This window comes from Mesorhizobium sp. L103C119B0 (assembly GCF_000502235.1).
Taxonomy (GTDB): domain Bacteria; phylum Pseudomonadota; class Alphaproteobacteria; order Rhizobiales; family Rhizobiaceae; genus Mesorhizobium.
Window position 1 is genome coordinate 30,198 of record NZ_AYXE01000024.1, and the last position, 25,448, is coordinate 55,645.

Annotated in this window: 29 protein-coding genes and 2 pseudogenes; 14 read left to right on the top strand and 17 right to left on the bottom strand. The window is 63.9% G+C overall.

The annotated features are described in order from the left end of the window. Nucleotides 1–21: 21 nt before the first annotated feature. The 5 genes from X728_RS139140 to X728_RS1000000170615 form a co-directional block, all read right to left on the bottom strand. On the bottom strand, nt 22–1,203 hold the full coding sequence (locus tag X728_RS139140) for a PLP-dependent aspartate aminotransferase family protein (RefSeq protein ID WP_023698084.1): 1,182 nt from the start codon (nt 1,201–1,203) through the stop codon (nt 22–24). Further along, on the bottom strand, nt 1,200–2,633 hold the full coding sequence (locus X728_RS139135; RefSeq protein ID WP_023832966.1) for a pyridoxal-phosphate dependent enzyme: 1,434 nt from the start codon (nt 2,631–2,633) through the stop codon (nt 1,200–1,202). The genes X728_RS139140 and X728_RS139135 overlap by 4 nt, the downstream gene beginning before the upstream one ends. Before the next feature lie 227 nt (nt 2,634–2,860). Next, nucleotides 2,861–4,228, bottom strand: a complete 1,368-nt coding sequence (locus X728_RS139130; protein WP_023698086.1) for an FAD/NAD(P)-binding protein — start codon at nt 4,226–4,228, stop codon at nt 2,861–2,863. Between the two features lie 16 nt (nt 4,229–4,244). Further along, nucleotides 4,245–4,721, bottom strand: coding sequence for an Rrf2 family transcriptional regulator (locus tag X728_RS139125; protein ID WP_023687576.1), 477 nt, complete (start codon nt 4,719–4,721; stop codon nt 4,245–4,247). A gap of 415 nt (nt 4,722–5,136) precedes the next feature. Next, the gene (locus tag X728_RS1000000170615) at nt 5,137–5,298 is read right to left on the bottom strand and encodes a hypothetical protein (protein ID WP_023681206.1); all 162 of its coding nucleotides are present in this window, start codon (nt 5,296–5,298) and stop codon (nt 5,137–5,139) included. A 231-nt stretch (nt 5,299–5,529) separates the two neighbouring features. Here X728_RS1000000170615 and tauA point away from each other — a divergent pair, with 231 nt between their 5' ends. The 4 genes from tauA (at nt 5,530) to X728_RS139105 (ending at nt 8,616) form a co-directional block, all read left to right on the top strand. Beyond that, nucleotides 5,530–6,543, top strand: a complete 1,014-nt coding sequence (gene tauA, locus X728_RS139120) for a taurine ABC transporter substrate-binding protein (protein ID WP_023710332.1) — start codon at nt 5,530–5,532, stop codon at nt 6,541–6,543. A 161-nt stretch (nt 6,544–6,704) separates the two neighbouring features. Continuing rightward, the gene (locus X728_RS139115) at nt 6,705–7,496 is read left to right on the top strand and encodes a taurine ABC transporter ATP-binding protein (protein WP_023832967.1); all 792 of its coding nucleotides are present in this window, start codon (nt 6,705–6,707) and stop codon (nt 7,494–7,496) included. After that, the gene (locus tag X728_RS139110; protein ID WP_023832968.1) at nt 7,493–8,353 is read left to right on the top strand and encodes an ABC transporter permease subunit; all 861 of its coding nucleotides are present in this window, start codon (nt 7,493–7,495) and stop codon (nt 8,351–8,353) included. Before X728_RS139115 ends, X728_RS139110 begins: the two co-directional genes overlap by 4 nt. A gap of 80 nt (nt 8,354–8,433) precedes the next feature. Further along, a complete protein-coding gene (locus X728_RS139105) occupies nt 8,434–8,616 on the top strand; it encodes a hypothetical protein (RefSeq protein WP_023672089.1) in 183 nt (60 codons plus the stop codon). A 136-nt stretch (nt 8,617–8,752) separates the two neighbouring features. Here X728_RS139105 and X728_RS139100 read toward each other — a convergent pair whose 3' ends face one another. Then, the gene (locus X728_RS139100) at nt 8,753–9,040 is read right to left on the bottom strand and encodes a GIY-YIG nuclease family protein (RefSeq protein WP_023832969.1); all 288 of its coding nucleotides are present in this window, start codon (nt 9,038–9,040) and stop codon (nt 8,753–8,755) included. Nucleotides 9,041–9,323: 283 nt separating this feature from the next. On the opposite strand from X728_RS139100, the gene X728_RS139095 reads away from it, so the two are divergent. From X728_RS139095 to X728_RS139080, 4 genes are all read left to right on the top strand, one after another. Next, a complete protein-coding gene (locus X728_RS139095; RefSeq protein WP_023672091.1) occupies nt 9,324–10,277 on the top strand; it encodes a sulfonate ABC transporter substrate-binding protein in 954 nt (317 codons plus the stop codon). Between the two features lie 69 nt (nt 10,278–10,346). After that, nucleotides 10,347–11,516, top strand: a complete 1,170-nt coding sequence (ssuD, locus tag X728_RS139090; protein WP_023672092.1) for an FMNH2-dependent alkanesulfonate monooxygenase — start codon at nt 10,347–10,349, stop codon at nt 11,514–11,516. Then, nucleotides 11,513–12,289: an ABC transporter permease subunit gene (locus tag X728_RS139085; protein WP_023672093.1), complete on the top strand. Its 777-nt coding sequence runs from the start codon at nt 11,513–11,515 to the stop codon at nt 12,287–12,289. Before ssuD ends, X728_RS139085 begins: the two co-directional genes overlap by 4 nt. 7 nt (nt 12,290–12,296) lie before the next feature. Further along, the gene (locus X728_RS139080; protein WP_023672094.1) at nt 12,297–13,100 is read left to right on the top strand and encodes an ATP-binding cassette domain-containing protein; all 804 of its coding nucleotides are present in this window, start codon (nt 12,297–12,299) and stop codon (nt 13,098–13,100) included. Nucleotides 13,101–13,421: 321 nt separating this feature from the next. Here X728_RS139080 and X728_RS1000000171150 read toward each other — a convergent pair whose 3' ends face one another. Further along, nucleotides 13,422–13,607 carry a hypothetical protein gene (locus X728_RS1000000171150; protein ID WP_023832970.1) on the bottom strand — a complete coding sequence of 62 codons (186 nt, stop codon included), beginning with the start codon at nt 13,605–13,607 and terminating at the stop codon, nt 13,422–13,424. 310 nt (nt 13,608–13,917) lie between these two features. Here X728_RS1000000171150 and X728_RS139070 point away from each other — a divergent pair, with 310 nt between their 5' ends. From X728_RS139070 to X728_RS139055, 4 genes are all read left to right on the top strand, one after another. Continuing rightward, complete coding sequence (locus X728_RS139070) at nt 13,918–14,277, top strand: septal ring lytic transglycosylase RlpA family protein (RefSeq protein WP_023672096.1); 360 nt, start codon at nt 13,918–13,920, stop codon at nt 14,275–14,277. Nucleotides 14,278–14,529: 252 nt separating this feature from the next. Further along, the gene (locus X728_RS139065) at nt 14,530–15,807 is read left to right on the top strand and encodes a polyhydroxyalkanoate depolymerase (protein ID WP_023832971.1); all 1,278 of its coding nucleotides are present in this window, start codon (nt 14,530–14,532) and stop codon (nt 15,805–15,807) included. Between the two features lie 193 nt (nt 15,808–16,000). Further along, complete coding sequence (locus tag X728_RS139060; RefSeq protein WP_023752821.1) at nt 16,001–16,618, top strand: transglutaminase-like cysteine peptidase; 618 nt, start codon at nt 16,001–16,003, stop codon at nt 16,616–16,618. 343 nt (nt 16,619–16,961) lie between these two features. After that, complete coding sequence (locus X728_RS139055) at nt 16,962–17,168, top strand: hypothetical protein (protein WP_023710325.1); 207 nt, start codon at nt 16,962–16,964, stop codon at nt 17,166–17,168. 90 nt (nt 17,169–17,258) lie between these two features. On the opposite strand, the gene X728_RS139050 is transcribed toward X728_RS139055, so the two are convergent. The 4 genes from X728_RS139050 to X728_RS139035 all read right to left on the bottom strand — a co-directional run bounded on the left by X728_RS139050 (nt 17,259) and on the right by X728_RS139035 (nt 20,026). Then, nucleotides 17,259–17,627 (bottom strand): helix-turn-helix transcriptional regulator, encoded by a 369-nt coding sequence (locus X728_RS139050; RefSeq protein ID WP_023687588.1) that lies wholly within the window; start codon nt 17,625–17,627, stop codon nt 17,259–17,261. Beyond that, nucleotides 17,627–18,145, bottom strand: coding sequence for a Smr/MutS family protein (locus X728_RS139045; protein WP_023672101.1), 519 nt, complete (start codon nt 18,143–18,145; stop codon nt 17,627–17,629). The genes X728_RS139050 and X728_RS139045 overlap by 1 nt, the downstream gene beginning before the upstream one ends. Further along, nucleotides 18,142–19,242: a murein transglycosylase A gene (locus tag X728_RS139040; RefSeq protein WP_023832972.1), complete on the bottom strand. Its 1,101-nt coding sequence runs from the start codon at nt 19,240–19,242 to the stop codon at nt 18,142–18,144. Before X728_RS139040 ends, X728_RS139045 begins: the two co-directional genes overlap by 4 nt. Before the next feature lie 79 nt (nt 19,243–19,321). Further along, a complete protein-coding gene (locus X728_RS139035; protein ID WP_023672103.1) occupies nt 19,322–20,026 on the bottom strand; it encodes a Tim44/TimA family putative adaptor protein in 705 nt (234 codons plus the stop codon). A gap of 196 nt (nt 20,027–20,222) precedes the next feature. On the opposite strand from X728_RS139035, the gene X728_RS139030 reads away from it, so the two are divergent. Together X728_RS139030 and secB are read left to right on the top strand one after the other, a co-directional pair. Next, entirely contained in the window at nt 20,223–20,723 is a 501-nt protein-coding gene (locus X728_RS139030) for an FxsA family protein (protein ID WP_023687591.1), read from the top strand. 139 nt (nt 20,724–20,862) lie between these two features. Continuing rightward, entirely contained in the window at nt 20,863–21,363 is a 501-nt protein-coding gene (gene secB, locus X728_RS139025) for a protein-export chaperone SecB (RefSeq protein WP_023672105.1), read from the top strand. A 242-nt stretch (nt 21,364–21,605) separates the two neighbouring features. Here the strand turns inward: secB and dnaQ are convergent, their stop codons facing one another. The 6 genes and pseudogenes from dnaQ to X728_RS139005 form a co-directional block, all read right to left on the bottom strand. Then, nucleotides 21,606–22,310: a DNA polymerase III subunit epsilon gene (gene dnaQ, locus X728_RS139020; protein WP_023672106.1), complete on the bottom strand. Its 705-nt coding sequence runs from the start codon at nt 22,308–22,310 to the stop codon at nt 21,606–21,608. A gap of 125 nt (nt 22,311–22,435) precedes the next feature. After that, nucleotides 22,436–22,786: pseudogene (locus X728_RS1000000170625) on the bottom strand (dephospho-CoA kinase); the annotation flags it as partial. A gap of 2 nt (nt 22,787–22,788) precedes the next feature. Further along, nucleotides 22,789–23,096: pseudogene (locus X728_RS1000000170630) on the bottom strand (dephospho-CoA kinase); the annotation flags it as partial. 27 nt (nt 23,097–23,123) lie between these two features. Further along, nucleotides 23,124–23,951, bottom strand: a complete 828-nt coding sequence (locus X728_RS139015) for a shikimate dehydrogenase (RefSeq protein ID WP_023685038.1) — start codon at nt 23,949–23,951, stop codon at nt 23,124–23,126. Then, nucleotides 23,944–24,543: a Maf-like protein gene (locus tag X728_RS139010; RefSeq protein WP_023685039.1), complete on the bottom strand. Its 600-nt coding sequence runs from the start codon at nt 24,541–24,543 to the stop codon at nt 23,944–23,946. Before X728_RS139010 ends, X728_RS139015 begins: the two co-directional genes overlap by 8 nt. 58 nt (nt 24,544–24,601) lie before the next feature. Next, the gene (locus X728_RS139005; RefSeq protein ID WP_023685040.1) at nt 24,602–25,423 is read right to left on the bottom strand and encodes a pyruvate, water dikinase regulatory protein; all 822 of its coding nucleotides are present in this window, start codon (nt 25,421–25,423) and stop codon (nt 24,602–24,604) included. Nucleotides 25,424–25,448 lie beyond the last annotated feature (25 nt).

Genomic DNA, 25,448 nt, shown 5'->3' on the forward strand with positions numbered 1-25,448 from the left:
ATCGGTACGCATCCGGTACGCCTACCCCCGCAGCGCCTGGTCCAGGTCGGCGATCAGATCATCGCCGTCCTCTATCCCCGCCGACAACCGCACCAGCGAATCCGAAATGCCGATTTCGGCGCGCTTTTCCGCCGGGATCGAGCCGTGCGTCATCAGCGCCGGGTGTTCGATCAGGCTTTCGACGCCGCCGAGGCTTTCAGCCAGCGTGAACAGTTGCGTCCGTTCGAGGAAGCGTTTGGTGCCGGCGAGGTCGCGGTCGAGGTCGACCGAGATCATGCCGCCGAAGGCATGCATCTGCTGGACGGCGATGGCGTGCTGCGGATGGCTGGCCAGGCCGGGATAGACGACGCGGCGCACATCTTTTCGCGCCTCCAGCCACTGCGCAATCTTCAGGCCGTTCGTGGAATGCCGTTCCATCCTGAGCGCCAGTGTCTTGATGCCGCGCAGCGCGAGAAAACTGTCGAAGGGACCGGAGATGGCGCCGATGGCGTTCTGCAGGAATTTCAGCTGGGCGGCTAGATCCTTGTTGTCGCCGACGATGGCGACGCCGCCGACCATGTCGGAATGGCCGTTGAGATATTTCGTCGTCGAGTGGACGACGATGTCGATGCCGAGTTCAAGCGGCCGCTGGATGTAGGGGCTGCAGAACGTGTTGTCGGCGACCGTCAATACGCCCTTGCGCCTGGCGAGTGCCGCAACGCCTTCGAGGTCGACGATACGCAGCAGCGGATTGGTCGGAGTTTCGACCCAGAGCAGTTTTGTCTCCGGGCGAATCGCTGCTTCCACCGCCGCCAGATCGGTGAAGTCCACAAAACTCACCTGCAGATTGGCCGAGCGCTTGCGCACCCGCTCCATCAGCCGGAACGAGCCGCCATAGATGTCGTCGGTTGCAACGATATGGGCGCCGCTGTCGAGCAGCTCGAGCACGGTCGAGATCGCCGCCAGGCCGGACGCGAATGCAAAGGCGGCCGAGCCGCTTTCGAGATCGGCCACCGCGCGCTCGAAGGCAAAGCGGGTCGGGTTCTGGCTGCGGGCGTACTCAAACCCCTTGTGCACGCCGGGCGACTGCTGGCCATAGGTCGAGGTCGCGTAGATCGGCACCATCACCGCGCCGGTCAGCGGGTCATGGCTCTGGCCGCCATGGATGGTGCGCGTGGAAAAAGCCAGGCGGTTCTTGCCCGATGGGGGTGTTTCAGCAGTCATCGTGCGCGCCTCAAATGGTTGATCAGGTCGATACGGGTTATCAGGCCGACGAACTCGTCGCCATCGAAGATGATGGCGACCTCGTTGCGGTCGAACACCGGCAGCAGCGCATCCAGCGTCTGGCTGGCCTGCAGCGTGTGCAGATTGTAGGTCATGGCGGTGCGCACCGGGGCGTTGAAGCGGTCCCAGCGGCCGTCATAGGGGCCGTCGACCTTGGCCAAGATGTCGCCCTCATCGATAATGCCGACCAGCTTGCCATTGTCCAGCACCGGCAGCTGCGAGACATCGGAGCGGCGCATGCGGCCATAGGCGTTGAGCAGGCTTTCGTCGGGGCCGACATAAACGGTGTCGCCGGTGCGGTGCGAGCGCATGACGAGGTCGCGCAGATCGCCATGCTGTTCCTGTTCGGCCAGCCCCTGCTCGGCCAGCCAGAAATCGTCGAACACCTTGGACAGATATTTGTTGCCGCTGTCGCAGACGAAGGTGACGACGCGTTTTGCTGTCGTCTGCTCGCGGCAATAGCGAAGCGCGGCCGACAGCAGCGTGCCGGAAGACGAGCCGGCGAGAATGCCTTCCTTCGAAAGCAGGTCCCGCACGGCCAGCATGCTCTGCTTGTCTGGGATGGAATAGGCTTTCCTGACCAGCGACAGATCGGCATTGGGCGGCACAAAATCCTCGCCGATGCCTTCGACGGTCCAACTGCCGGCCTCTTCCATCTTGCCGGTCTTGATCAGCGGCGCCAGCACCGATCCGACGGGATCGGCCAGCACCATTTCGGTCTTCGGCGATGTTCTGGCGAAGTAGCGGCCAAGCCCGGTCAGCGTGCCGCCGGAGCCGACGCCGACGACCACGGCGTCGAGGTCGCCGTCGAGCTGGGCAAGGATTTCCGGTCCGGTGGTGGTCTCATGCGCCTCGGGGTTGGCCGGGTTGGCGAACTGGTTGGCGTAGAAGGCGCCGGGCGTTTCCGATGCGATCTTCTCGGCCATGTCCTGGTAATATTCGGCATGGCCCTTGCCGACATCGGAGCGCGTCATGCGCACTTCGGCGCCGAGCGCGCGCAGATGCTGAATCTTTTCGCGCGACATCTTGTCGGGCACGACGAGGATGATGCGGTAGCCCTTGGGGATGCCGACCTGGGCGAGGCCGAGGCCGGTATTCCCGGCGGTCGCCTCGACGATGGTGCCGCCGCGCTTGAGCTTGCCTTCCTTCTCGGCCGCGGCAATCATTGACAGCGCAATGCGGTCCTTGATCGAGCCGCCTGGATTCTGGCTTTCCAGCTTGATGAACAGCCGGCACTTGCCGGTGTCGAATTTGGTCAGTTCGACCACCGGCGTCTGGCCGATGAGGTCGAGCACCGAGGCGTAGGGCGGACGCAGGCGGGATAACGCGCCGTCCGAACTGCCTGGCGCAGCTTTTCCGTGCTCGCTCATATCGATGTGCTCCCTTGAACAAGCGACCGCCTCGGGGGCAGAGCGGCAGCGTAGCTTCTTTTCCGGCCGTTTGCAGTCGGAAAGAAGGTAGATCGTGCCAATCAACCGGCGAGAGGGGGAATGGAATTCCAGTTTTAGGCCGGCTTTGGACTCAAGCCCAACACCCTCCGTAGCGATCCTTCCCACCCCCCTCTGAGGGGCGTGCTATCCCGCCGACGTCAACAGCTTTACCCTAGCAGCTGCTTGCTCAGCCTAGCGCATTGCACGCGGATGTCGGGGATGGCGTCGATCTCGAAGAAGGTGCCGCGGGTCAGCGGCCCGACGGCGAGGATCTTGGCCGATGCGGTGCCGTCGCCGGCGATGATTTCGCACTTGGCCGTTACATCGAGGCCAAGCCGCAGCGGGTCGGGCCGCGCCAGGCCGCGGTCGACCAGCGAGCGCACGACGCTGTTCGACGTCGTCGAGATGTCGCGGGCGATGCCGGTGCAATCATAGATGCGGGCGACCTGCAGCGTTTCCAGCGCCTTTGTGTGGCGAGACTGGATGCCGACGGTGAATCCATCGCCAGCCTCGATGCCGACGACACGGCCGGCGACCGGGCGGATGCGGCCGGTGCGCACCGCTTCGGTGACGCGGGCATGCACCTCGGGCGCCAGCCGATGGCGATGGATGTCCCACCAGGCCTTGGTGTGCTCAACGAAGCGGCGCTTGGCCGAGGACGGCCAGTTCTGCCAGATTTTCTGATTGAAGGGTCGCAGCCCATCGACGACGTCGCGCCAGTCGATGCCGGCCTTCTGGTTTTCGCGGATCAGATCGCGGAACCAGCCGACGAAATAGGAGAGCTGCGTGCCGAGCGGAATGTCGGCGACGTCGAGCTTGATCGGGTTGCCCTTGCGGTGCGGCGACGGCAGCAGCCCGCGCCGCGATACGGCGACGATCTCGCCGCGATGGCCGCGCTGCTCGAGCGACAGGAAGGCATCGACCATGCTGAGCCCGGTGCCCAGCACCAGCACGCGGGCTTCAGGATCGAGCGCGGTGTCGGCCTCGGTGCCCATGCGGATGGCGTGGCCCTGGCCGGCGCCGGGCTGCTCGTCATGGCCGGTGGCAAGCACCGCCAGATGCGCGACGACGCTGGTGCCGTTGGCCAGCACAACTTCGACGCCGGACGATGTCGGCGAGATCGACAGGCTTTCCTCGCGAATCAGCCTGAGACGGCCGGTTTCCTTTTCGCGCGCTTCGAGCTCGTCGAGCACTTCCTTGAGGTAGCGGGCATAGACGCTGCGCGGCGCATAGAAGGGTGTCTGCGGCGTCTGTTCCTGGCTTATCAGGCCGCGCCCCTGCAACCAGCGCCAGAAATTCAGGGGATCGTCGGCATAGGCGCTCATGCCGGCAGCACTGACGTTCAGCACGTGCGCCGACAAAAGCGTCGAATAGGCGATGCCCTGACCGAAATGCGGACGCTTTTCGATCAGCGTAACGCGCAGGTCCGGATTGGCCGATTTGAGCAGATGCGCGGCCAGCACGACGCCGCTGGCACCGCCGCCGACGATGATGATCGAGCTGGGGATGATCGAATTGGCGCGCGCGACGCTCATGCGAGCACGCTCAGGATCAGGCGGGGACCTTTTGCGCCGGCGCAAGCTCGTCGATGTCCCTCGCGACCGGAAGGTCGTCGAGGACGATGTCGCGCATCTCGGCCAGCGTGCGCTGGTCGAGCACCTCGGCGATCGCCTGCCGGACCTCGAGCATCAGATGTCGGACTTGGCATGTCGCCTCATTGCAGTCTTCACAGCGCTGATACTGGGTGCGGCTGGCGCAGGGGATGGGCGCCAGCGGTCCGTCGAGCACGCGCACGACATGGCCGACCTTGATCTCGTCGGCCGGGCGCGCCAAGCGATAGCCGCCATCCTTGCCCTTGCGGCTCTGGACGAAACCGGCATTGCGCAATTCGCCCAGAATGGCGTCGAGGAATTTCTTCGGAATGTTGTTGCCGCTGGCGATGTCGCCGACAAAGGCGAGCTGTCCCACCGGCAGTTGCGCCAGATGGACCAGCGCCTTGAGGCCGTACTTGCCTTTTTTGGTGAGCATAGACCGAATGTTTCTCTGTCAGGCGATGGCCCAAAACCATCGGTTTCGAAACGCCTGACGTGCCTCCCCGCCGCGTGCAAGCTGCTTCGACACATAAAATCTACTGACATGATATACAAGCCGAGAAACCTTGATTTTGCTTCGTTTTCACGCCGCAGGGGCCACTTTAGCAAGGCTTTGTGCCGTTAAGGTCACAGCCAGCCGCGAGCGATTGCGGCGATGAGCGGCGGCTCCTGCTCCCAATGTCGATAAGATTACTATACTTACCCTCGAACACGCGGAACGTGTTTTCAAATCAACCGTCTTTTACAGCATGGATTTGCCCATTTGGGGCTTTGCCGCGAATTTTGGGTCGCAGCCCGCGGATCGGCGAAACATGACTCCCGACAACTCGGGCGCCGCCCTGCGCCCGATATCAGGACGCCGCCTTGCCGCTCTGAGGCCGGGCGGCCTTGGCGGCCACTGGCACGCCGCTTGACCGCAGCATCCAGCGGTGGCCGTCGCTGCGGAAGTCGGTGAGGCTCAACGGCTCGACATCGATCCTGCGGCAGGCCGCAAGCGGCGCGCCGAGCACCAAATCAGGCCTCTTCCGTAGGAGGGTTGGCAGGACCACCAACTCTTCAGCACGTTGGGGGCGCCGTTTGCGTTTGCGCACGGTTCGGCACGGGCCGGTCACCGCGCCCGCATCAGCCGGTGCTTTTTTTCTAACAAGTGCTTCTTGCTTGGAAGGATTTAACTCTACAAGAATGATAGAATTAGCTGACTATGAACAGGCATCCGGTTTTTCTCATTTTTCATGGAGCCTTTCATGTCCAGCATTTCGCGACGCATTGTCCTCCTGTCGTCGGCAGCTTTGGCGGGTGCGGCCTTCCTCGGCCCGGCCCAGGCGCAGGACCTCAACATCACCATCGGCTACCAGACGGTGGTCGAACCTTCCAAAGTAGCGCAGGCCGACGGCGCCTATGAAAAGGCGACCAAGGCCACGATCGACTGGCGCAAATTCGATTCCGGCGCCGATGTCATCGCCGCCGTCGCATCCGGTTCGGTCGATATCGGCTATGTCGGCTCGAGTCCGCTGGCCGCGGCCGCCAGCCGCGAACTGCCGATCCAGACCATCTTTGTCGTCGGCCTGATCGGCCAGTCCGAGGCGCTGGTCGCCCGCAATGGATCCGGCATCGAGAAGATCGCCGACCTCGCCGGCAAGAAGGTGGCGGTGCCGTTCGTGTCGACCACGCATTACAGCCTGCTTGCCGCGCTGAAGCACGAAAACGTCGACCCGAAGTCGGTCGAAATCCTTAATCTCAGGCCACCGGAAATAGCCGCCGCGTTCGCTCGCGGCGACATAGACGCGGCCTATGTCTGGGATCCGGCGCTCGGCCAGATCAAGACGACAGGCAAGGTGGTGCTGGATTCCTCGCAGGTTGCCGCCTGGGGCGCGCCGACCTTCGACGCCTGGATCGTGCGCACCGACTTCGCCGAAAAGAACCCGGACGCCGTGCGCGATTTCGTCAAGGTGACCGGCGAATCCTATGCCCAGTTCCTGGCCAAGCCCGAGGCATGGTCGGTTTCGTCGCCGGAAGCGGCCAAGATCGCCAAGATCACCGGCGCCAAACTGGAAGAGGTGCCGCAGCTCCTCAAGGGTTACGTCTTCCCGACATTGGAAGAGCAGGCTTCCGACAAATTCCTCGGCGGCGGCACGGTCAAGGCGATCGAGGCAGCTTCGGCCTTCCTCAAGGAGCAGGGCAAGATCGACGCCGTGCTGCCCGACTATTCGAAATACGTGTCGTCGAAATACGTGACCGAGGCTCTGGCCTCGAACTGATCTTCAGTTTTACGCAATTCCGGACGGAAAACCGCTTCACACTTTTCCTGGAATTGCTCTGAACACGCGCGGTTTCCTCTTCCCTGACGCCGCGTGCTGCCTGTCCCGGATCCGCTCAACGAGGGCCGGGGCAGGCTGATTTTTTTCCGGAGCCCCTTTTCATGCCGCATCTCGTACTCCACCCGCATCTCGTACTCGACAAGGTCTCGGTTCACTATGACGGCCAGGCAGCGCCGGCGGTCGACCGAGTTTCCATCGATGTCGCCAAGGGCGATTTCGTCGTGCTGGTCGGCCGCTCCGGCTGCGGCAAGACCTCGCTGCTCAATGTCGCCGCCGGCCTGGTCGAGCCTGCGCGCGGGGTCGCCACGATCGGCGGCCGGCCGATCACCGGCCCAGGCTCCGACCGGGCGGTCGTGTTCCAGAACGATGCGCTGTTTCCCTGGCTGACGGCCCGTGAAAACGTCGCCTTTGCGCTCAGGCTGCGCGGCGTGCCGCAAGCCGAGCGGGCGCGCCGCGCCGACCAGTTGCTGGCGCTGGTCAAGCTTGACGGCGTCGGCGACAAACGCATCTGGGAATTGTCCGGCGGCATGCGCCAGCGCGTCGGACTCGCCCGTGCACTCGCCGCCGAACCGGAATTCCTGCTGCTCGACGAACCGCTCGGCGCACTCGATGCGCTGACGCGCGAGCGCATGCAGACGACGCTGCTCGACCTGTGGACCGCAAGCCGGGTTGGCGTGCTGATGGTCACGCATGGCATCGAGGAGGCGCTGGTGCTGGCCACAAGCATCGTCGTGCTGGCGCCCGGACCGGGCCGCGTGGTGCGGACATTCCAGACCGGTTTCAGCCGGCGCTATGCCGCAGGCGAGCCGATCCGCGCCATCAAGGCCGATCCGGCCTTTGCCGCGGCGCGCGGCGAGCTGACCGATGCGATCTTCGAAGGAGAGGCGGCATGAGCGTCACCTCCTACAGCGAGCGGCCGGCCGCCGGGACCGGCGAGGCCGATGCCATTTCGGTGCCGTGGTCGCGGCCGGTGCGGAAGCGGCGCGGGGTTTCCTCGCGGGCGATCAGCGCCGTCACCATCCTGGCCGCGCTGGCGGCATGGGCGCTGTCTGCGCGCCTGCAACTGGTGTCGCCGGTGTTCCTGCCGTCGCCCGCCGCCGTGTGGACCAAGTTCATCGTGGTGATCAAGGACGGCTTCGTCGACGCGACTTTGCTCCAGCACATCGTCGCCAGCCTCGGCCGCGTGTTCGCGGCGCTGCTCGCGGCCATCGTCATCGGCGTTCCGGTTGGGCTGGCTATCGGCATTTGGACGGTCGGGCGCGGCATCTTCGATCCCTTGCTCGAATTTTTGCGGCCGATCCCGCCGCTCGCCTATCTGCCGCTGGTCATCATCTGGTTCGGCATCGGCGAGCCGTCAAAGATCCTGGTGATCGCCATTGCCATGCTTGCGCCCGTGGCGCTGTCGACGGCCTCGGGCGTGCGCGGTGTCTCAAAGGAGCGCATCGATGCGGCCCGTTCGCTTGGTGCGACGCAGCGCCAAGTGGTGCGCCATGTCATCCTGCCCAGCGCGCTGCCGTCGATCCTCACCGGCCTGCGCATCGCGCTCGGCGCCGGCTGGTCGACGCTGGTTGCAGCCGAGCTGGTGGCGGCAACGCGCGGCCTCGGCTTCATGATCCAGTCGGCCGCCCAGTTCCTGGTCACCGATGTCGTGGTGATGGGAATAGTGGTGATCGCGACAATAGCCTTCGTGCTGGAATTCATCATCCGCCGGATCGAGCGTCAGCTGGTTCCGTGGGCGGGAAAGGAATGACAACAAGTTTCTGCCGGTTTGACCGGCTGCTTCCCTTCGCAGCACGGCGACCGCCGATCCGGAACAGAAGGAGTGATGTCATGACCCAGTCCACCGCGGTGCTGTTCGCCCACCTCGGCAACTGGCTGCTCGCCTGGCGGGAGAACTCGTCGTCACAGCCGCAACCGAAATCGCCGGCCCCCGTGCAACTCGACGCCGAACGCGACCGCCTGCCGCCACGCGACGAGGGATTTTACTGGGCCTGGCAGTATTGGTCGCAGTGAGGTGATGGTGATTAGCGCCAGCCTTCGCGATTTCGTCATCCTAGGGCGAAGCAAGGAGCGAAGCGACGCGGCGCAGACCCTAGGATCCATGCCGAGACGCTGATGCTACGCTCCAGGGGAGCAACAAACCGGGCGCCTACCACCCGGTTCCGCGAAACAGCTCAAACCACTCCGGATTGGCCTTCTCTATCAGTTCGATCTTCCACTGTCTCGGCCATCGCTTCAGCGACTTCTCGCGTTGAATGGCATCGGTGATGTCGAAGAATTCCTCATACCAGACCAGCCGTTGAACACCGTAGCGGCTGGTGAAGCCTGCGCCCTGGCCGGATTTGTGTTCAGGCATGCGGCGGGCGAGATCGTTGGTGACGCCGATGTAGATCGTGCCGCGTTTTTGGCTTGCAGTCATGTAGACGTCGCCGGTCATGGTTTCAGGGTATCGAGCCTCGGTTCGCGCACAAGCGACATTCTGATCCGTTCCACTCTACGGCAAACGTCACGGCATGGATCCTAGGGTCTGCGCCGCGTCGCTTCGCTCCTTGCTTCGCCCTAGGATGACGAGTGCTGGGTTCTGAAGAAAATATTTCCACGTCAAGCAGCCAACTCGCAAAATCGTTTCTCTACTAAATTTATAGACCTACCTAGCCTTGTCTCTCATCCACGGCAGGGAGCCCTTCCCGGCGCCGGTTCGCAGCGAAGGAAGAGGGATCATGTTCAGCCTGACCAGACGCGTTTTCGGCCTTGGCCTTTTGGCGGCGGGCATTGCTGCCTCGCTCAGTGCCTCGGCGCAAGAGTTGAAGCAGCTCAACATCGGCTATCAGAAGACCGGCCTGCCGGTCATCGCCCGGCAGCAGCAGGTGATCGAGAAGGCGCTGAGCGACAAGGGTGTCGCGGTGAAATGGGTCGAATTCACCGCCGGCCCGCCGTTGGTCGAGGCGCTCAATGTCGGCGCCATCGATGTCGGCTGGACCGGCGACGCACCGCCAATCTTCGGCCAGTCGGCCGGCGCCAACATCGTCTATGCGGCGGCACTGCCGGCCAATGGCGACGGCGAAGCGATCTTCGTCAAGCCGGCATCGCCGATCCAGTCGCTCGCCGGCCTCAAGGGAAAGCGCATCGGCGTCGGCAAAGGCACCAGCGCGCACAATCTGCTGGTCGCGGCACTCGAAAAAGCAAACATCCCCTTCGACCAGATCACCCCGGTCTATCTCAGCCCGGCCGATGCCGCGGCGGCTTTCGCCAGCGACCAGATCGATGCCTGGGCGGTCTGGGATCCGTTCTACGCCATCGCCGAGACACGCTACCAGCCGCGCGTGCTGGCGCGCTCCAGCGAGGTGCTCAAGGTGAACACCTATTTCCTCGCCAACAAGGATTTCGCCAAGGCGCATCCGGAGACGATCACCACGACGATAGCGGCGCTCGGCGTGGCGGCGAAATGGGCGGACGCGAACCGCGACAAGGTTGCCGCGGCGCTGCATGAGGTGACCGGCGTGCCGCTCGATGCACAGACGATCGCGGCCAACCGCACCAAATTCGGCATCTTCCCGATCACCGACGAGATCATCGCCGGCCAGCAGGCGACAGCCGATCGCTTCTACAAGCTCAAGCTGATCCCGAACGCGGTGCGCATCTCCGACGCCGTGTGGACCGCACCGGGCAATTGAACTTTCTTGTGTGGCGCCGGGCGGAAAACGCCCGGCGCCTTTGCCGTTTCAAGCCTCAGGGATTTCGCCATGACCGCTTCATCAAGCCCGCAAGCCGGCCCGCTCGATTTCTTCTGGTTCATCCCGACGCATGGCGACGGCTCCTATCTCGGCTCCGAACAGCAGCAGCGGCCGCCGGAGTTCGCTTACTTCAAGGAGATCGCACAGGCCGTCGACCGGCTCGGCTTTCCCGGCGTGCTTTTGCCGACCGGGCAGAATTGCGAGGATTCGTGGATCACCGCCTCCGGCCTTGCAGCGCTGACGGAAAAGCTCAAATTCCTGGTGGCGCTACGGCCCGGCGTGACGTTGCCCACCTTCGCGGCGCGCCAGACGGCGGCGCTCGACCGGCTGAGCAATGGCCGCCTGCTGCTCAATGTCGTGGTCGGCGGCAACCCGACCGAGCTTGCCGGCGATGGCGTGTTCCTGCCGCATGACGAGCGCTATGCGCAGGCGCAAGAGTTTCTGACCATCTGGCGCGCGCTGGTGTCGGGCGAGAGCGTCAACTTCAACGGCAAATATTACCGCGTCGACAATGGCCGTCTTGATCTTCTGCCGCAACAGGAGCGGCCGCCGCTCTATTTCGGCGGCTCGTCCGATGCCGGCCAGGAGCTCGCCGCCGATCTCGTCGACATGTACCTGACCTGGGGCGAGCCGCCGGCGCAGGTGGCGGAAAAACTCAGCGCGGCGCGCAACAAGGCTGAACGGCGCGGCCGCAAACTGCGTTTCGGCATCAGGCTGCATTTCATCGTGCGCGAGACCGAGGAAGAGGCCTGGCGCGCCGCCGACCGGCTGATCAGCCACGTCACCGATGCCCAGATCGAAAATGCCCAGGCCCGCTTCACCAAGGAGATGGACTCTGTGGGACAGCGGCGCATGGCCGAACTGCATGGCGGCCGCCGCGACCGGCTGGTGGTGTCACCCAATCTGTGGGCCGGCGTCGGCCTGGTGCGCGGCGGCGCCGGCACCGCGCTGGTCGGCTCGCCGGAGCAGATCGTCGAGCGCATCCGCGAGTATCAGGCGATCGGCATCGACACCATCATCGGCTCTGGGTACCCGCATCTCGAGGAAGCCTACCGTGTCGCCGAGCTTCTGTTCCCGCGTCTCGGCCTGGGCACCAGGCGGGCACGGGCGCATGAGAACATCGCCAATGAATTCGCCGTCGGCTTCCACGGCGCCAACCGCCTGCAGGCCTCGTCGTGAGTTTTGCCCGGCGCGTCAAACAGAACGGCATCGGCTGGCTGCTGCCGGCGCTGGTCATAATTGGCTGGGAAGCCGCCAGCCGCGCCGGCGTGATGCCGGCCAATGTGCTGCCGGCGCCGAGCGCGGTGGCCGAGGCCTTCTGGCGGCTGACGCTGTCGGGCGAGCTGATCGAAAACATCGGCGTCAGCACGCTGCGTGCGCTGGCCGGCTTTGCCATCGGCGGCTCGATCGGCTTTGCACTCGGCCTTGCCAACGGGCTGTCGGCGCTCAGCCGCGGCCTGACCGACACGACGCTGCAGATGATCCGCAACATCCCGCATCTGGCGCTGATCCCGCTGGTCATCCTGTGGTTCGGCATCGACGAGGAAGCAAAACTGTTCCTGGTGGCGCTCGGCGTGTTCTTCCCGATCTACGTCAACACGCTGCTCGGCATCCAGAGCGTCGACCCGCAGCTGGTCGAGATGGGCCGGGTCTACGGCATGGACCGCCGCGCGTTGTTTTTTCAGGTGATCCTGCCCGGCGCGCTGCCGGCGATCTTCGTCGGCCTGCGCTATGCGCTGGGCATCATGTGGCTGACGCTGATCGTTGCCGAAACCATCTCGGCCAGTTCCGGCCTCGGCTACATGGCCATGCAGGCACGCGAATTCCTGCTGATCGATGTGGTCGTGCTGTCGATCCTGATCTATGCGCTGCTCGGCAAGCTTGCCGACAGCTTCGCCCGCCTGCTCGAGCGGCTGTCGCTCGGCTGGCATCCCGCCTTCCAGAACGCCTGAGGGTTCGATGCCAACCGCCAGCCTGACCGCCATCCGTTCCTTCGTCGCCGCGCCGGAACCGTCACGGCCGGAGGAGGCCGTCGAAAGGCAGCGCGCCTTTGCCTTCAAGGGCATGGAAAAGCGCTTTGGCGACAAGGTCGTGCTCGACTGCATCGATCTCGACGTGCCGGTCGGGCAGTTCGTTGCCGTCATCGGCAAGAGCGGCTGCGGCAAGAGCACGCTTTTGCGGCTGCTGGCCGGGCTCGACCGGCCGACGGCAGGATCGCTGACATTCGGGCCGGAAGCCAAGGCCGGCGCTGGCGAAGAGAGCCGCTTCATGTTCCAGGAGCCGCGGCTGTTGCCCTGGGCCAGCGTGGTGAAAAACGTCGAGGTCGGGCTGACCGGGCTTGCCACCGGTGCGGAAGCCAGGCGGCGCGCGCTCGCCATCCTGGGTGAAGTCGGCCTCGCCGACCGCGCCGACGAATGGCCCTCGGTGCTGTCGGGCGGCCAGAAGCAGCGCGTGGCGCTGGCGCGTGCACTGATCGGACAGCCTCGGATCCTGGCGCTCGACGAGCCGCTCGGCGCGCTCGATGCGCTGACCCGCATCGAAATGCAGCAGCTTCTGGAACGTATCTGGCTGGAGCAAAAATTCACCGCCGTGCTGGTGACGCATGACGTCGCCGAGGCGGTTGCGCTCGCCGACCGGGTGGTGGTGATCGACGAGGGCCGCATCGCGCTCGATCTCGACGTGTCGGTGGCGCGGCCGCGCCGGCGTGGTTCGGTCGAGCTTGCCAGGCTGGAGGGCAGGATTCTGGATCAGCTGTTCGGGTAGAGCCTATCGCGGGCAGGGCATTCTATCCGAACCGGATAGATAGGTAACAGAATGGACCGGCAATATGGGGTGGCTGTTTTCTTGCTCGCCGGGTTGGCCCTGTTTGCGACTGCGGGTTTGACCAGCGCCTTCCCCCACTCCGTCACCGCTTCGCGGCGCCACCTCTCCCCCCTCCGGAGGGAGGGGAAGGGAGCCAGGCCGCATAAGTTCGCGCCCCTGCAAGGCTCGCGCCTTTCCTCTCCCCCGTCGATCGGGGGAGAGGTGTCGAGCGAAGCTCGACGGAGTGGGGGTCGATCTGTGGCGGTCGACTTTCGTCGCAACTCACCCCGGCGAACGGCTCGCCCATACCAGCCCGGCGAAACCGACCAGCATGGTCACGATGCCGATATAGAGCCATTGCGACTGGCCGGTCATGAAGCTGCCGCCGACCACGCCAATGCCTTGCAGCGACCACAGCGCGCCGATGGCCAGTACGATCAGAGCCAGCAGATGTTTGAGCAGTCTCATCGTTGGAATCCCTTTTCAAAGTCGATGGTCAACTGCGCCATGACCGTGATGACAGAGCGAAAGGACGGCGCCCAATCGCGCTCTCTTCTACTTGTAATATAACGTCCTGCCTTGCTCACGGAATCTGTGAAACAGCTCGCAATATCGCCGGCGATACGGCCGCGCCACACGAAAGATGCCTGACAAACTGTTTCCCAGCGACTCCAAACGTGTGCCGGTGCCACGGAACTGCCCGATGCTTGCCGCATTTCCTGCCTTATTCGACACTTAACGGCTGGGGTCTGTCGAAAACGGAGCCAATCCCCCCAACATGAAGAAAACAAACCAGACCGCGCTTGTCGCGGTAACGATCGCGGCTGGCCTGATGGTCGGTGCATCCGCCTCCTCCGCCGCTGGCCAGTGCGGCCGCGCCTCCTGGTACGCACTGCATTCCAGGACCGCCAATGGCGAACGCATGAACCCGTCGGCGCTGACCGCCGCGCACCGCAGCCTGCCTTTCGGCACCAAGTTGAAAGTGACCAACCAGAATAATGGCCGCAGCGTCATCGTGCGCATCAACGACCGCGGCCCGTTCATCAAAGGGCGCGTGCTCGATCTGTCCAAGGGCGCCGCCGGCCAACTCGGCTTCATCGGCTCCGGCCATACCTCGGTGTGCATGGCGCGCGTCTAGATCTGTCCAAGTCCGGCCCGATCGGGCCGGACACATCCTGCCCCGTCGTCCAACAGCCTTGCATTTTGCAGTGCACATTGAGCCGGCTGCACCCGCCCAACGCGGTTTCTCAAGGCCTTGGACGAAAGATTGGCATATGTCACGCCACGTGACGTATTGCATCGCAGCAATATCTTGTTAACCTCCGCGCGAGACATTCAAGGCTCGGCGCTGTCCGTCGTCCCTTCGGTCACGGCAGCTGCGGAGTACCTGATGTTCTACCAGCTCTATGAAATGAACCATGCCGCCCTGCAGCCCGCGCGGCTTTATGCCGATGCAGTGCGGCTGTTCTACACCAACCCGCTCAATCCGTTTTCGCATACGCCGTGGGGCCGCTCGGTCGCCGCCACCGCCGAACTGTTCGAGCGCACGACGCGCCGCTACAGCAAGCCGCATTTCGGCCTGAGCAAGACCGTGGTCGACTGGAAGAGCGTCGAGGTCAGCGAAAAGACGGTGTGGTCGAAGCCGTTCTGCAATCTTACCCGCTTCGAGCGGTCGGTGCCCGCCGGGCGAAAGGCCGACCCCAAGCTTCTCATTGTGGCGCCGATGTCGGGCCATTATGCGACGCTGCTGCGCGGCACGGTCGAGGCGATGCTGCCCTATGCCGACGTGCACATCACCGACTGGGTCGATGCCCGCATGGTACCGGTGATTGACGGCCATTTCGACCTCGACGATTATATCGACTACATCATCGACATGCTGCATGCGCTGGGGCCGGACACCCATGTGATGGCGGTGTGCCAGCCTTCGGTGCCGGTGCTGGCAGCGGTGGCGCTGATGGAAAAGCGCGGCGATCCCTTCGTGCCCTCGACCATGACCTTGATGGGCGGGCCGATCGACACCCGCCGCAATCCGACCGCGGTCAATCTTCTGGCCAAGGAAAAGGGCATCGACTGGTTCCGCGACAACGTCATCATGCACGCGCCCTGGCCGGTGCCGGGCTTCGGCCGCGAAGTCTATCCGGGCTTCCTGCAGCTGTCGGGCTTCATGAGCATGAACCTCGACCGGCACATCACCGCCCACAAGGACTTCTTCATGCACCTGGTCAAGCATGACGGCGACAGTGCCGAGAAGCACCGCGATTTCTACGACGAATATCTGGCGGTGATGGACCTGACGGCGGAATTCTATCTGCAGACCGTCGACACGGTGTTCGTGCGCCATGCGCTGCCCAAGGGCGAGATGACGCATCGCGGCGAGGTGGTCGACACCAAGGCGATCCGCAATGTCGCGCTGTTCACGGTCGAAGGCGAGAACGACGACATTTCCGGCCTCGGCCAGACCCAGGCCGCGCATAATCTCTGCCCCAACATCCCGGCTGACCGGCACGCGCATTACATGCAGCCGGCCGTCGGCCATTACGGCGTCTTCAATGGTTCGCGATTCCGCTCTGAAATCGTGCCGCGCATCGTCGATTTCATCACCAGCTACGGCCGCCAAACACGCGTAGCGGTGAAACCCAAGCTGGTCCGCTCCGCCAAAGGCTGAGGCTCGATCCGGCTGCAGCGTGCATTGCCCGCAAAAGCGGGGCGATTTTTGCGCGCCACAGGCGTTCTGTTGCACAATAGACGCTGTTGGGCGGGCGCGGGTAACCATGCCGAAGAATCTGGCTCCCCCCATAATTGACACGGAGTGTAAATCCCCTTTAACCTTTCGTTAAGAACAAGGGCGAACGGGGACAATGACTTCCTCACCGATAGCACGGACGCTGCGCTTGTGGGCGGCAGCAGGGCTGGCGATCTCTGCGTGCTGGGCAGTGCCGGCACTTGCAGGCGGCGCCATGGCGACGGGCGGCATGACCTCGCAGCCGATCGGCCACTATGATTTCTGTAAAACCCAGCCCGGCGAATGCTCGATCCGGCCGAGCAACCTCAACCCCGCCGCGATGACCGACGCCTTCATGCGCAAGCTGATCAACGTGACGTCAAGGGTCAACGCCGCCGTCAAGCCGATGAGCGACTACGACATCTATGGCAAGGACGAGGTCTGGGCCTATCCCGACAAGGGCGTCGGCGATTGCGAAGACTATGTGCTGGAAAAGCGCCGCCAGCTCTCGCGCTCTGGCGTGTCGCTGGCCGATCTCTTGATCACCGTCGTGCGCAAGCCGGACGGCGAAGGCCATGCCGTGCTGACGGTGCGCACCGACAAGGGCGACTACGTCCTCGACAATCTGACCGACAAGGTGAAGATCTGGGACGCCACTGGCTATCGCTTCCTCAAGCGGCAGGCCATCGACAACACCGGCCGCTGGGTCTCGATCCGCGGCGGCCAGCAGGTGCTGGTCGGCGCGGTTCAGTAAATAAGGACGATGCATGTGAGAGCGTCGCTGCGAACAGCTTCGTCGGAAGCCCGCGGCTAATAACTTTCACGAGATAACCGCAAGTCGGCGCTGCCCCTCATTGCCCTGCCGGGCATTTCTCCCCGTATAGTGACGGGGAGAAAGATGCTGCCATCGGTGATTTCGCCAATCGTCAACGTTGCAAAATAGTCGCCGGCAGGCGGATGAGGGCAGCGCTGCCCTCGAAATCTTATCTCTCGAAACGCCTCCTCAAAAAATTTCGCTACCTGCGTGAACCAAACCGTCTCCAGCGGCGACACACAGCCGTAACCAGAACCCAACCACCCAAACATGGAGACTTCAAATGACTGCTTTCCTTCGTAATGCCTTCCTCGCCGTTGTTGCGGTGTCTTCCTTGGCCGGATCCGCCATGGCCGATCAGACCGGTTGCGCCAAGACCAACAACTGGGGCAATCGCTGTTGCGAGCTCAACTCGGACTGCCTGGGCGGTGGCCGCGGCGGCGATCATGACAGCACTGGCGGCCGTGGCGGCCAGGCCGGCGCGAAGTAATCGTGCCATATGCCCGCTGGCTATCGGCCGGCGGGCATCGCTTTCAGGAACAGCGCAAGCAAACCTTGCGCCTTGGCATCGCTTACCGGATTACTCTCGCCGCTCCAGTGCGGCCCGGATCGACGCGGTGATGCGGGCAAGCTCGGCTTCGTCCAGCTTCTCGATGTTTTCGGCCAGGAGATTGGCCAACTCGGTGGCGGCAGGACTGAGGCCGGACGTATCGAGTCTCACCCGCGGATGTGAGGCCTCGGCCAGACGCGCCAGCTCTTCGGCATCGTCCCAGATGACGTTGAAATAGCCGATGATCTTCTGGATCAGCGTCCAGGTCGGCGCGCCGCGGCGGCCATGTTCCAGCGCCGACAAATAGGCGGCGCTGACTCCGATCGCCTGCGCCATGTCCTTCTGGCGCAAGCCGCGCTCGGCTCGAAGCGCCCGCAGTTTTTCGCCGAACGGCGTCATCAGCGGGTTCGCCTGAGTCGAACGTAGAGCGCGCCCGAACCGCCGTGGTTGCGGGCGGCGTGATCGTGGCTGGAGACCAGCGGCCGGAAGGCAGGCGTCGACAACCAGGCAGGCACGGCGCGCCGCAAGACGCCGTCGCCGCCCGACGACGACCCTTTTCCCGTAATGACGAGGACATAACGGATGCCGCCGGCATGGGCCCGGTGCAGGAACGAAAACAGCAGCGAATAGGCCTCGTCCTGGGTCATGCCATGCAGATCGACGCGGCCTTCGATCGGCAGCCGGCCCTTCTTCAGCTTGTCCAATGTCGGCTCGTCCAGCGCGTGCGATACATGCTGCGCCTTCGGCTTGGCGGCGAGGACCGGACCGACAGCGACCGGCGTCTGTGCCGGCTTAGGGTCTACGACGATGTCGGGAATCTCGACCGCGGTCCTGCCCTTCAGCGGTCGGGCGGTGCGCGCCACCAGGTTCCACAGCACCCGATCGTCTTCGTTGAGTTTATCGGGGCGCTTGCTCATCGATTCCTCCCCGAAACGAGAGCGCCTGGAACCAAGGCATAGAAATCGGCCGCATTGCGAACGACGCCGGCGATCTCGCCGGCCGCATCGCCGGAGCCGGCGAACAGATCGCCCCGCGCCGGTCCGATGATGGCCGAGCCGGTGTCCTGCGCAATCATCAGCCGCCGGAACGGTTTTCCGTCGAAGGCGGTCAGCGACGGAGCGTCGATGTAGAAGGGGGTACCGAATGTGTGCAGCAGCCGGTCGACCGCGAGCGAACGGCCCGGCGTCAACGGCACCTTGGCGGCGGCGACAGGACCGAGTGCGGCATCGTCGACATCGGCTTCGCGAAAGAAGATGTAGGAGCGGTTCTGCCAGAAGATCTCGTCGACGCGATCCGGATGCGCCCTGAACCAGGCGCGGATAGACTGCATCGTCACTTTTTCCAGTGGGATTTCGCCGAGTTCGGCGAGAATCTTCCCCGGACCGCTGAAACGTTGGCCGGATTTGGCGGCGTAGGTGACGCGGCAAAGCCGGCCGTCGGTCATCTTCAGCCTGGCCGCACCTTGCACATGGATGAAGAAGACGTCGACCTTGTCGGCAAGCCAAGCGATTTCCAGGCCTTGGCCGGCCAGCGCGCCTCTCTCGATCTCACCGCGGTTGAAATATTCAACCGGGCCCTGCGGCGTGTCGCGGGCGAAGGCCAGGTAGTCGTCCATGCCCTTGGGGCGGTTGGCGTCATCGATGTCGACGAGGTCGGCCGGTCGCGCCAGAAGCGGCACGGTGAGTTCATCCGTGCGCACCGGCGAGGCCTCGGCCTCCGGCTCGTAGAAGCCGGTGACCAGGCCGGGGTTTTCGGATCGAATCTGGACTGGGGCGAAATGGCGCTCGAAAAAAGCCTTGGCCGCCGACCGATTCGCCGGCGAAACGGTGCGCGCCTCGTCATAAGCGCCGGCAAACGCGTCGAACCGTACGCCCAACGAACCGGTGCGGTAGGGCTTGTTCAGGACATGAAAGGCCGAACGGCGGAAGGCTTCGAAAGCGGGCAGATGGTCATCGGAATTCCAACCGGGAAGATCATCGAAGGACTTTTCCACGAAAAGCGGCGAGAGCGACACCTCAGCCTCGCCACTGCCCATGTTTGCCTGCATGTCGCTATCCCAAAAAAGCTGCCCGCACCGGGCGACATGCATAGGCTCAGTCTTCTTCCTCGGTGGCGACCAGCTTCCAGTTCGGATCGCGCGAGCGTGTGTCGCGGGCGAAGGTCCAGACATCCTTGACCTCGGCCACCGTCTCGGGATCGCCGTCGATGACGGCACCCGCCTTGTCGCGGGTCGCCGAAATCAGTTCGCTCACGATGCGCAGCGTGATGTGGGCCTCGCCGCCCTTCATCTCGGCCGAGACGATGTCGGCCTTGTCGATGCCGACGAAGGAGGACTGGATCTTTTCGGCTTTCGCCTCGCGGTCGCCAATCGCGGCAACGAAGCCGTCAAAAACCTCGCGCGACAACAGGTTCTTCAGCGTTTTTCGGTCGCCATCGGCATAGGCCATGACGATCATCTCATAAGCCATCTTGGCGCCGTCGACGAAGACTTTGGGGTCGAAGGAGGGATCATTGTCCTTGATCGCGCGCAGGCCCTTGTTGAGGTCGGTGTCGGGCTTGGCGAAGGCATCGATGGCCGCATAGGTCTCGGCAGCCGTCTCGCCCGGCATGCGCTTGCGTGGCAGCGAAACCACATTTTCGGGCTTCTGGGTCGCGTCCTTCTCGGTGCGGCTGGCCGTGTACGGATCGAAGGGCGGGCGCTCGCTGCCCGTGCGGCGGCCAAGCACGTTGCGCAGCTGGAAAAAGATCACCACCGCCGCAATCAGAAAGAAAATGGTGCCGAAGTCGAAGAATCCCATATCTTTCGCCAATCAATCCCTGACCTGGCCGGGACCGCCAGCCAATCGGGCGGCGGTCGCATGGCGTTAAACATGCAAAGCATATAGAACGCATGGCGCAATCATTCAAATCAAAGGCAGGCATACCTATCTAACGGCCTCAGTGCCAGCGGCGATTATGCGCCGCCCGGCAAACATGGAAACGATCGGTCAAGACTTGCGCATTTCCTTCCTTCCTCTGTTCCTGCTTGCGCTGCCGCTGCTGGAAATCGCCGGTTTCGTCATTGTCGGCCGCGAGGTCGGGGCGCTGGCGACGGTCGGTCTGGTGCTGGCTTCAAGCATTGCCGGCGTGCTTCTGCTCCGGCACCAGGGTTTTGGCGTCATGGCGCGGGTCCGCGCCGAGATGGCCGGCGGCGGCGACCCCAGCCGCCAGCTCGCGCATGGCGCCATGATCGTGGTCGCCGCGATCCTGTTGATCATCCCCGGCTTCATCACCGATATTGTCGGCCTGCTGCTGTTCCTGCCGCCGGTGCGCGACCTTGCCTGGCGCAGGCTCAAGGGCCGCATCGTCGTCGCGACCGATTTCACCGCCGGCGGTTTTCGCGGCAGGTCGCGTGACAAGGTCATCGACCTCGACGACCGCGACTATTCGCGCGAGGACGATTTCAAGCGCGGTCCCGACCATAACTCGCCGTGGCGCCGCCTGAAGGACGACTGAACGTCACCTTGCCAACGACTGACTATTGACCCCTTTCGGCCTGAAGGCGGCAAACCTTGTCTTGTCTTGCCGACCATGCTAGCCAACGCCCGATTTCAATTCGGTCAGCGCTGCTGTCCAGGCAAAAGGAACAAGGCTCATGGCCAGCAAAGATGACGCGCCGGTCGGCGCCGCCAACGGCAACGGCGAAACGGCGCAGCCCTCGCTCAACGTGCTTGCCCAGTATGTGAAGGACCTGTCCTTCGAAAGCCCCGGCGCGCCGAACTCGCTGCGCGGCCGCGACAAGGCCCCAGGCATTGCGATCAACGTCAATGTCAATGCCAACCCGCTCTCCGACAAGCAGTTCGACGTCAATCTGACCTTGAACGCCAAGGCGTCCTTCGACCAGGAAGTGCTGTTCAATGTCGAACTGGTCTATGGCGGCGTCTTCGCCATCGCCGGCTTCCCGCAGGAGCACATGCTGCCGATCCTGTTCATCGAATGCCCGCGGCTTTTGTTCCCGTTCGCCCGCCAGATCATCGCCGAAGCCACCCGCAATGGCGGCTTCCCGCCGTTGATGCTCGACCCGATCGATTTTGCCCAGATGTTCCAGCAGAAGCTGGCCGAGGACCAGGCGGCATCGAAGGTCAAGGTGAGCTGAAGGCAAGCGTCACGCGCATGAGTTGAAAGCCCGGCTTCGTGCCGGGCTTTTTGTATACTGAGATGCTGGCGGGACAGCACCCCCTCTGCCTTGCCAGGCATCTCCCCCTCATCGCGACCTTCGCCAACTTTAGACGTTGCAGGAATGGGCTGGAGCGGCGAAGCTGCTGATCTCCCCCCTTGAGGGGGAGATGGCCGGCAGGCCAGAGAGGGGTGTGACGGAACGCTACCTCCGCGATCCGTTCACCCCGCCGCCACCTTCAGCCACAGCGCCTTTTCACCCAGCGTCGCCACCAGCCCCGCATGCGCCGCTCGCTCGCCCTCAGTCAGGCGCGGCGGCAGGGCGATTGGCCTGGCGGCGATCGAGATGTCGATGTCGGCAACGTCGCCATTGCTGTTGAGCTGCACCACGACCGCGTCGAGGACAAGTGCGGCCTGCTTGCCGCCGATGAGTTCGATGTAGACCTCGGCCAGGAGCTCGGAATCGAGCAGCGCGCCGTGCTTGGTGCGGTGGCCGTTGTCGATGCCGTAGCGGCGGCAGAGCGCGTCGAGCGAATTGGGGCCCATCGGATGCTTGCGCCGCGCCAGCGCCAGCGTGTCGACGACGCGCCCGGTGTCTATGGCCGGCTGGCCGAGCCGCCCGAATTCCGTGTTGAGGAAGCCGATGTCGAAATTGGCGTTGTGGGCGACGAGCTTGGCGCCGTCGGTGAAGGCGAGCCATTCCTCGGCGATTTCGGCAAAGGTCGGCTTGCCGACGAGGTCGGCGGCGCTGATGCCGTGCACGGCTTGCGCCTCGACATGGACGGCGCGCCCCTGCGGATTGATGAATTTGTGGAAGGTGCGGCCGGTCGGGAAGCGGTTGACCAGCTCGACGCCGCCAAGCTCGATGATGCGGTCGTCGCGCATGTCGAGTCCGGTGGTTTCGGTATCGAAAATGATCTCACGCATAGAATCAACTCACTCCTGGAGGAGTAGAATCATGGAGCGCAACAAAATGGCAATGGGCAATGCCGACAGCCTGCCGTCAGGAGCCTTATGGGCGCGACTTATCCCCCAGGAGTTAGCAGGCGAGCTCAGCGCCCTGAGAGCTCGGCAATGATCGCGCCGACCGCGCTGCGGGCGGCGTCCATGCCTTCACCGGTGTCGATGACGAAATCGGCCTGCCGGCGTTTTTCGGCATCGGGCACCTGCTTGGCCAGGATGGCCGCCAGCTTTTCCTCGCTCATATCAGGACGCGCCAGCACGCGGGCGCGCTGGATATTGGCCGGCGCGGTGACGACGACGACCTTGTCGACACGGTTGCGGCCGCCGGTTTCGAACAGCAGCGGAATGTCGAGCACGACGAGCGGCGCGGCGGCGGCGCGGTGCCTTGCCAGAAAGGCATCGGCATCGGCCCGCACCAGCGGATGGACGATCGCCTCCAATNGCGGCGGCGGCGCGGTGCCTTGCCAGAAAGGCATCGGCATCGGCCCGCACCAGCGGATGGACGATCGCCTCCAATGTCTTCAGCGCAGCAGCGTTGCCGAGCACGCGGCGCGCCAACTCGGTGCGGTCGACCGAACCGGCAATCACGGTGCCGGGAAAGGCCGCCTCGACGAGAGGTGCTGCCTTGCCGGCATAGAGGCGATGCACGGTCTCGTCGGAGTCATGCACCGGCACGCCGGCGTCGACGAACATTTTCGCCGTCGTCGACTTGCCCATGCCGATCGACCCGGTGAGGCCAAGCACGATCATCATTTTGCGCCCATCATTTGCGACCCATCATTTGGCGACGATGTCGGCGACGATCATCTGTCGCAACTCAGGCGTGACCTGCGGCTTCTTGCCGAACCAGCGTTCGAAACCGGGCACAGCCTGGTGCAACAGCATGCCGAGCCCGTCGACCGTCTTCAAGTTTCTCGCGCGGGCAGCGGCAAGCAGCGGTGTTTCCAGCGGCACATAGACGATGTCTGCGACAATGGCGTGAGCTGGCAGGCCGGCCGGATCGGCGGCCAGCGTCGCATCGCCATGCATGCCAAGTGCCGTCGTGTTGATCAGCAAGCCGGCATCGCCAAGCAAGTCGCCGACCGCGCCATGCGCCGAGACGCCGGCCCCGAAGCGGTCGGCGAGTTCCTGCGCCCGCGCCAATGTGCGGTTGACGATGCGGATATCTTTGATGCCGCGCGATTTAAGCGCGTGGATGACCGCGCGCGACGCGCCACCGGCGCCGAGCACCACGGCCGGAGCGTTTCTCTCCCAGCCCCGGGCATGCTCGTCGAGATTGCCGGCAAAGCCGATCCAGTCCGAATTGCCGCCCCACAGCACGCCGTCGTCCAGCCACAGCATGTTGACCGCGCCGATCATCTCCGCCGCCTCGTCGCGGCGCTCGACCCGGGCGAAGGCGACTTCCTTGTGTGGAATGGTGACGTTGCCGCCCTGATAGCCATTGGCCTGGAGGGAAGAGAGGAACTCGGGAAAATCGGCCGGCGCGACATCGATCGCATGATAGCTGCCGTCGATGCCGTATGTGTTCAGCCAATAGCCGTGGATCTTCGGCGAGCGCGAATGCGCGATCGGATGGCCGGTGACGAAAGCTTTTTTCTCAACCATCGATGGCTCCGAGCGCACGCAATTCCGCCAGCACCGGTAACAGCGGCAGGCCGACAATGGTGAAATAATCGCCTTCGATCTTTTCGAACAGCTGGATGCCTTCGCCCTCGATCTGGTAGGCGCCGACGCTCGACAACGCCTTGGCGCCGACGCGGGCCAGGTGCCGGCCGACGAAGGCCGGATCGAGCTTGCGCATGGTAAGGCTGGCGATGCCGACGTGACGCCACAGCACCTTGCCGTTGCGGCAGAGCACGGCGGCGCTGTTCAGCTGATGCGTCTTGCCCGACAGCGCCAGCAGATGGCGGCGGGCGCCTTCCATGTCGGCCGGCTTGTGGAACACTTCATCTCCCAGTGACAAAGTCTGGTCGCAGCCGAGCACCAGGGCGCCCGGTCTGCGTTCGCTGACCTCGGTCGCCTTGGCTTCGGCGAGTATCAGGGCGACATCTTCCGGCGACACACCGCTGTCCTGCAACGGCGCCTCGAGCGCACGCTCGTCGACATCGGCAGGCACCGCTTCGATGCCGAGCCCGGCATTGATGAGCATTGCTTTGCGGAACGGGCTGCCGGAGGCGAGGATGATTTTTTCGGTCATGGGTTCTGGGCCTGGTCGATAGTGGTTGATTGGGGCAGGAGGTCGCGTTGCCATCCCATCATCTATTCTTCCCCCGCAGGGCAACAATGGCTGCCGCGGTCTCTTCGATCGAACGGCGGCTGACGTCTATCATCGGCCAATTGTGGCGGGTGCAGATCTGGCGGGCATAGGCGAGCTCTTCGGCGATCGAGGCACGGTCGACATAATCGGTCGCTTCGTAGGTGCTGCTGTTGCCGAGCACGCGGTTCTGCCGGACATGCGAGATGCGTTCGGCGGTGGCGATCAGCCCGACGATCAGCGGCTTGGTAGCAGCGGCCAGGCTTTCGGGCACCGGCACGCCGAGCACGATCGGGATGTTGGCGGTCTTGATGCCGCGGTTGGCGAGATAGATGCTGGTCGGCGTCTTCGATGTCCTGGAAATGCCGATCAGCACGACATCGGCGTCGTCCATGTTGAGCGGCAGCTGGCCGTCATCATGCTCCATCGTAAAATTGAGTGCGTCGATACGGTGGAAATAATCGGCATCGAGCACATGCTGGGCGCCGACGCGGCGGCCGGCCGGCGTGCCGAGATAGGACTGGAACACGGTGAGGACCGGCTCCAGCACCGAAACGCAGGGCAGCCCCATGGCGGCGCAGCGCTCGTCAATACCGCGCGCCAGCTTCTGGTCGACGACGGTGTAGAGGATGATGCCCGGTTCCTCTTCTATGTCCTCGAAGACTTTCGCCACCTGCTTTTCGGTGCGGATGAGCGGATAGATATGCTCGATGGCGCGCGCATCCTTGTATTGCGCCGAGGCGGCTCGGCCGGCCGCCAGCAGCGTCTCGCCGGTGGCGTCGGAAATCAGGTGCAGGTGAAAGAAGCTCTGGGGTTTGTTCACAGGGGGCGCCTCAGGCTGTGGGCTT

Excerpts from the sequence above, each read along its gene's own strand:
- X728_RS139140 (WP_023698084.1), bottom strand. The coding sequence starts at position 1,203 with ATGACTGCTGAAACACCCCCATCGGGCAAGAACCGCCTGGCTTTTTCC.
- X728_RS139135 (WP_023832966.1), bottom strand. The coding sequence starts at position 2,633 with ATGAGCGAGCACGGAAAAGCTGCGCCAGGCAGTTCGGACGGCGCGTTA.
- X728_RS139130 (WP_023698086.1), bottom strand. The coding sequence starts at position 4,228 with ATGAGCGTCGCGCGCGCCAATTCGATCATCCCCAGCTCGATCATCATC.
- X728_RS139125 (WP_023687576.1), bottom strand. The coding sequence starts at position 4,721 with ATGCTCACCAAAAAAGGCAAGTACGGCCTCAAGGCGCTGGTCCATCTG.
- tauA (WP_023710332.1), top strand. The coding sequence starts at position 5,530 with ATGTCCAGCATTTCGCGACGCATTGTCCTCCTGTCGTCGGCAGCTTTG.
- X728_RS139115 (WP_023832967.1), top strand. The coding sequence starts at position 6,705 with ATGCCGCATCTCGTACTCCACCCGCATCTCGTACTCGACAAGGTCTCG.
- X728_RS139110 (WP_023832968.1), top strand. The coding sequence starts at position 7,493 with ATGAGCGTCACCTCCTACAGCGAGCGGCCGGCCGCCGGGACCGGCGAG.
- X728_RS139105 (WP_023672089.1), top strand. The coding sequence starts at position 8,434 with ATGACCCAGTCCACCGCGGTGCTGTTCGCCCACCTCGGCAACTGGCTG.
- X728_RS139100 (WP_023832969.1), bottom strand. The coding sequence starts at position 9,040 with ATGACCGGCGACGTCTACATGACTGCAAGCCAAAAACGCGGCACGATC.
- X728_RS139095 (WP_023672091.1), top strand. The coding sequence starts at position 9,324 with ATGTTCAGCCTGACCAGACGCGTTTTCGGCCTTGGCCTTTTGGCGGCG.
- ssuD (WP_023672092.1), top strand. The coding sequence starts at position 10,347 with ATGACCGCTTCATCAAGCCCGCAAGCCGGCCCGCTCGATTTCTTCTGG.
- X728_RS139080 (WP_023672094.1), top strand. The coding sequence starts at position 12,297 with ATGCCAACCGCCAGCCTGACCGCCATCCGTTCCTTCGTCGCCGCGCCG.
- X728_RS1000000171150 (WP_023832970.1), bottom strand. The coding sequence starts at position 13,607 with ATGAGACTGCTCAAACATCTGCTGGCTCTGATCGTACTGGCCATCGGC.
- X728_RS139070 (WP_023672096.1), top strand. The coding sequence starts at position 13,918 with ATGAAGAAAACAAACCAGACCGCGCTTGTCGCGGTAACGATCGCGGCT.
- X728_RS139065 (WP_023832971.1), top strand. The coding sequence starts at position 14,530 with ATGTTCTACCAGCTCTATGAAATGAACCATGCCGCCCTGCAGCCCGCG.
- X728_RS139060 (WP_023752821.1), top strand. The coding sequence starts at position 16,001 with ATGACTTCCTCACCGATAGCACGGACGCTGCGCTTGTGGGCGGCAGCA.
- X728_RS139055 (WP_023710325.1), top strand. The coding sequence starts at position 16,962 with ATGACTGCTTTCCTTCGTAATGCCTTCCTCGCCGTTGTTGCGGTGTCT.
- X728_RS139050 (WP_023687588.1), bottom strand. The coding sequence starts at position 17,627 with ATGACGCCGTTCGGCGAAAAACTGCGGGCGCTTCGAGCCGAGCGCGGC.
- X728_RS139045 (WP_023672101.1), bottom strand. The coding sequence starts at position 18,145 with ATGAGCAAGCGCCCCGATAAACTCAACGAAGACGATCGGGTGCTGTGG.
- X728_RS139035 (WP_023672103.1), bottom strand. The coding sequence starts at position 20,026 with ATGGGATTCTTCGACTTCGGCACCATTTTCTTTCTGATTGCGGCGGTG.
- secB (WP_023672105.1), top strand. The coding sequence starts at position 20,863 with ATGGCCAGCAAAGATGACGCGCCGGTCGGCGCCGCCAACGGCAACGGC.
- dnaQ (WP_023672106.1), bottom strand. The coding sequence starts at position 22,310 with ATGCGTGAGATCATTTTCGATACCGAAACCACCGGACTCGACATGCGC.
- X728_RS139015 (WP_023685038.1), bottom strand. The coding sequence starts at position 23,951 with ATGGTTGAGAAAAAAGCTTTCGTCACCGGCCATCCGATCGCGCATTCG.
- X728_RS139010 (WP_023685039.1), bottom strand. The coding sequence starts at position 24,543 with ATGACCGAAAAAATCATCCTCGCCTCCGGCAGCCCGTTCCGCAAAGCA.